The sequence below is a fragment of the uncultured Caulobacter sp. genome, assembly GCF_947036865.1.
GTDB lineage: Bacteria > Pseudomonadota > Alphaproteobacteria > Caulobacterales > Caulobacteraceae > Caulobacter.
Genome location: NZ_CAMQSF010000089.1, coordinates 1 through 4493, shown reverse-complemented (window position 1 = coordinate 4493; position 4493 = coordinate 1). Strand labels below are relative to the sequence as shown.

The following is a 4493-nucleotide window of genomic DNA, read 5'->3' as shown; positions in this document are numbered from 1 at the left end:
GCCCTCCCGGCGTCGGCAAGACCTCGCTCGGCAAGTCGATCGCCAAGGCGACCGGCCGCGAGTTCGTGCGCATGAGCCTCGGCGGCGTGCGTGACGAGGCCGAGATCCGCGGTCACCGCCGCACCTATATCGGCTCGATGCCCGGCAAGGTCATCCAGTCGATGAAGAAGGCCAAGACCACCAACGCCTTCGTCCTGCTCGACGAAATCGACAAGATGGGCAGCGACTATCGCGGCGATCCCGCCTCGGCGCTGCTGGAGGTGCTGGACCCGGCGCAGAACTCGACGTTCGGCGACCACTACCTGGAGGTCGACTATGACCTGTCTCAGGTGATGTTCGTCACCACGGCCAACAGCCTGAACATGCCCCAGCCGCTTCTGGACCGCATGGAGATCATCCGCATCCCCGGCTACACCGAGGATGAGAAGCTGGAGATCGCCAAGCGTCACATCCTGCCCAAGCTGGCCAAGGATCACGGCCTGAAGCCGGCCGAGTTCATCGTGCCGGACAAGGCCATACGCGACCTGATCCGCTACTACACCCGGGAAGCCGGCGTGCGGTCGCTGGAGCGGGAACTGGGCGCTCTGGCCCGCAAGACGGTCCGGGATCTGGCGCGCGAGAAGGTCGCCTCGATCACGATCGACGATGAGCGTCTGGCCAAGTACGCGGGCGTCAAGAAGTACCGCTACGGCGAGACGGACGAGGTCGATCAGGTCGGCATCGTCACCGGCCTGGCCTGGACGGAGTTCGGCGGCGACATCCTGACCATCGAAGCCGTGAAGATGCCGGGCAAGGGTCGCATGCAGATCACCGGCAACCTCAAGGACGTGATGAAGGAGTCGATCGCGGCGGCCAACAGCTATGTCCGCTCGCGGGCGCTGCAGTTCGGGATCAAGCCGCCGGTCTTCGAAAAGACCGACGTGCACATCCACGTGCCGGACGGCGCCACGCCCAAGGACGGTCCGTCCGCGGGCGCCGCCATGGGCCTGGCGATCGTCTCGGTGCTGACCGGCGTTCCGATCCGCAAGGACATCGCCATGACCGGCGAGATCACCCTGCGCGGCCGGGTCACCGCCATCGGCGGCCTGAAGGAGAAGCTGCTCGCGGCGCTGCGTTCCGGCGTCAAGACCGTGCTGATTCCGCAGGAGAACGAGAAGGACCTCGTCGAGGTGCCCGCCAGCGTCAAGGACGGCCTGGAGATCATTCCGGTCTCGACCATGGACGAGGTGCTCAAGCACGGCCTCACCGGCCCGCTGACGCCGGTCGAGTGGAGCGAGGCCGACGAGCCGATCGCGGCCGGCGCGAAGAAGGATGATGGCGAGGCCGACGCGGTCCTCACCCACTAAACACAACTAAACGTAGATAACTTAGGCGGCGCGGGATATTCCCGCGCCGCTCGCGTTTGACGGCGCTTTTTCTGTCTTCATAATCCCCGCCGAGCGAAGCGTCGTAAGCCAATAAGCGCCGCCGCTCAGGCTGGGAGAAAAACATGACCACAAAAGCCGAGCTCGTCACCGCGATCGCCGAGAAGGCGGGCATCAACAAGAACCAGGCCAAGGACGCTCTGGAAGCTTTCATCGACGCCGTGACCGACTCGCTGAAGTCGGGCCAGGATGTTCGCCTGGTCGGCTTTGGCACCTTCAAGGCCGTGGCCCGCGCCGCGGGCACCGCGCGCAACCCGCGCACGGGCGAGACCGTCAACCGCCCCGCGTCGAAGACCGCGCGTTTCCAGGTCGGCGAAGGTCTGAAGTCCTCGCTGAACGGCTAGTCGCCTTTTCATCAGTGTCGGGGCGGGGCGTCGGGGCCGGCGCGCCGCCCTTCTTTTCGGGCTAGGCGCAGGGCCTCCGCGCGGCTAGAAGCCCCGCTCCTGAGTGGGCAGTTAGCTCAGCGGTAGAGCGTCTCGTTTACACCGAGAGGGTCGGGGGTTCGATCCCCTCACTGCCCACCATATCTTCCGTACGCGCCAAGTTGCGCCATTTCGACGCTTGGGTAGAAATACGACGGCGACAGCCTTTCGGCGTGCCTTCGGTCGTCCCGATTTCGTCCGGGATCGGCAAGGAACCCCGGTTGTCGCGAAAGCTTTATCGTTCCAGGGCCGTATCGGGGGCTTGGCGTAGCGATGAGGAATCGGTGTGACGGACACGAGATCTGACCGGACGCTGAGCTCGCGCGGGTTTTCCTCTTCTCTCACCGGGCCGACCGACGACGGCGCCCGCCTGGTCGACACCACCATGCTGTACGCGCCGCGCAGCGGCGGCGTTCGCCGTTACCTGTCCTCGAAGCGGGCTTGGTTCGCCGCCAACCGGCCGGCGGTGCGCCACACCCTGGTGGTGCCGGGCGCTCGCGATTCCTATGACGGCCGCGGCCGCGTCTCGATCTATGCCGCGCCGCTGCCGTTCGGGGCGGGCTACCGCTGGCCCATGGTCAAGGCCGCCTGGATGGAGCGGCTGATCCGCCAACGCCCGGACATCATCGAGGCGGGCGACCCCTATACGCCGGGTCTGGCGGCCTTGCGCGCCGGCGACGCGCTCGGCGTGCCGGTGGTGGGCTTCTGTCACACCGATCTTGGCCGGCTGGCCGCCCTGCACATCGGCGAGTGGGCCGAGAAACCCGTGCAAAAGCGTTGGGCGGCCGTCTATCGCCAGTTCGACCAGGCCGTGGCGCCCAGCCGGTTCATCGCCGGGCGCTTGATCGAAGCCGGGGTGCAGAACGCCATCGGCCTGCCGCTCGGCGTCGACACCGAACTGTTCAAGCCCTCGCGCGGCGACCGGGACGCCTTGCGCCGTCGCCTCGGCGTTTCTCCCGACGAGCGTCTGCTGGTCTTCGCCGGTCGACCCGCGCGCGAGAAGAAGCTCGAGGTGCTGGTCGGGGCTGTCGAGCGGCTGGGCCATACCTACAAACTTCTGTTCGTGGGCGCCGGCGGCGGCGCGCCGGTCAGCGATCGCGCGATCGCCCTCGACTATGTCCGTGACCCGGTCGAACTGGCCGGCGTTCTGGCCAGTTGCGACGCGTTCGTCCACGCCAATGACAGCGAGGCCTTCGGTCTGGTTGTTCTGGAAGCGATGGCCTGCGGCTTGCCGATCGTGGGCGTGGCGGCGGGCGGCGTCGGTGAAACGGTCGACGACGAGGTGGGGCAACTCGCCGCCCGTTCGGAACCGGCGGCCTTCGCCGAGGCGATCGAGGCCCTGTTCGCGCGCGATCCGGCGGCCATCGGCGCGGCCGCCCGGCGGCGCGCCGTCGAACGACACGGCTGGGACGTCGTGTTCCGGCAGCTCTGCGGGATCTATGCGGGTCTGACCGGTTTGAGAGCCTTCGGCCCCCTTGCCGCGCTTCGGGATCACTAAGCCGCCCGGCGGCCGCGCCGCGGCCCTATTTCATGACGTCCGCGAGGATCTCGTAGCTGCGTTTGCGCGCGCCGTGATCGTGAATTTGCGAGGCCGCCATCAGCTCGTCGGCGCCCGTCAGTTCCAGGATCCGTTCGATCTTGCGCTGCACGGTCCCCGGCGAGCCGATCGCCGCGTACTGCAAGGTATGGTCCAGTCCCGCCAGTTCCGCCGGCGAGGCATGCTCTCGGATATCTTCGACCGGCGGCGGCAACAGGCCGGGCCGACCCCGGCGCAGGGCCAGGAACTGCTGTTGGGTCGAGGTGGCCAGCCGGGTCGCCTCGGCGTCGGTGTCCGCCGCGCAGACGCCTATGCAGACCATGGCGTACGGCTTGGCCAGCGTCTCCGACGGCTTGAAATGCCGGCGATAGAGGAGCAGGGCGTCGAGCAAGGCGTCCGGCGCGAAATGGGCGGCGAAGGCGTAGGGCAGGCCGAGCGCCGCCGCCAGCTGGGCGCCCCAGGTCGAAGACCCCAGGATCCAGATCGGCACGTCCTGGCCCTCGCCTGGAACGGCGCGAACGTTCTGGTCCGGCGCGGCCGGCTGGAACCAGTGCCGCAGCTCGACGACGTCCTGGGCGAACGAATCGACCGCGCCGGCATAGCGGCGCAGGGCTCGCATGGTCGCCTGATCGGTCCCGGGCGCGCGGCCCAAGCCCAGATCGATCCGGCCCGGATAGAGGGCGTTCAGCGTCCCGAACTGCTCGGCGACCATCAGCGGGGCGTGATTGGGCAGCATGACGCCGCCGGAGCCGACCCGAATCGTCTTCGTGCCGCCGGCGACGTGGCCGATCACCACCGCCGTCGCGGCGCTGGCGATTCCTGGCATGTTGTGATGCTCGGCCAGCCAGTAGCGGTGAAAGCCCAGGGATTCGGCGTGGCGCGCGAGATCGAGGCTGTTGTGAAGCGCCTGACCCACATTGGTCCCGTACGGCACGGGCGCGAGGTCGAGAACGGAGAAGGGCGGGTAAGCGGTCATCCCGAACAGATGGCGCGCGAGGCCGGCGACTCAAGGCGCGGCGGCGGCATTCTTGGTCAGGGGAAACGCACCGAGGGACGGTGGCGCGAATGACGGGGCTCGAACCCGCGACCTCCGGCGTGACAGGCCGGCGC

At 68.0% G+C, this 4493-nt stretch carries 4 protein-coding genes and 1 tRNA gene; 4 read left to right on the top strand and 1 reads right to left on the bottom strand.

Annotated elements, in window-relative coordinates; all coding sequences use genetic code 11:
- The 4 genes from lon to Q0V34_RS20660 form a co-directional block, all read left to right on the top strand.
- Positions 1-1346, top strand: a 1346-nt coding sequence (gene lon, locus Q0V34_RS20675; protein WP_297516265.1) for an endopeptidase La, incomplete at its 5' end; no start/stop codon positions are given.
- 143 nt (positions 1347-1489) lie between these two features.
- Entirely contained in the window at positions 1490-1768 is a 279-nt protein-coding gene (locus Q0V34_RS20670; protein ID WP_172271492.1) for an HU family DNA-binding protein, read from the top strand.
- 105 nt (positions 1769-1873) lie between these two features.
- A tRNA-Val gene (locus Q0V34_RS20665) sits at positions 1874-1948 on the top strand.
- A gap of 211 nt (positions 1949-2159) precedes the next feature.
- The gene (locus tag Q0V34_RS20660; RefSeq protein ID WP_367272104.1) at positions 2160-3344 is read left to right on the top strand and encodes a glycosyltransferase family 4 protein; all 1185 of its coding nucleotides are present in this window, start codon (positions 2160-2162) and stop codon (positions 3342-3344) included.
- A 25-nt stretch (positions 3345-3369) separates the two neighbouring features.
- On the opposite strand, the gene Q0V34_RS20655 is transcribed toward Q0V34_RS20660, so the two are convergent.
- Positions 3370-4359, bottom strand: coding sequence for an LLM class flavin-dependent oxidoreductase (locus Q0V34_RS20655; protein ID WP_297516260.1), 990 nt, complete (start codon positions 4357-4359; stop codon positions 3370-3372).
- Between the last annotated feature and the right edge of the window lie 134 nt (positions 4360-4493).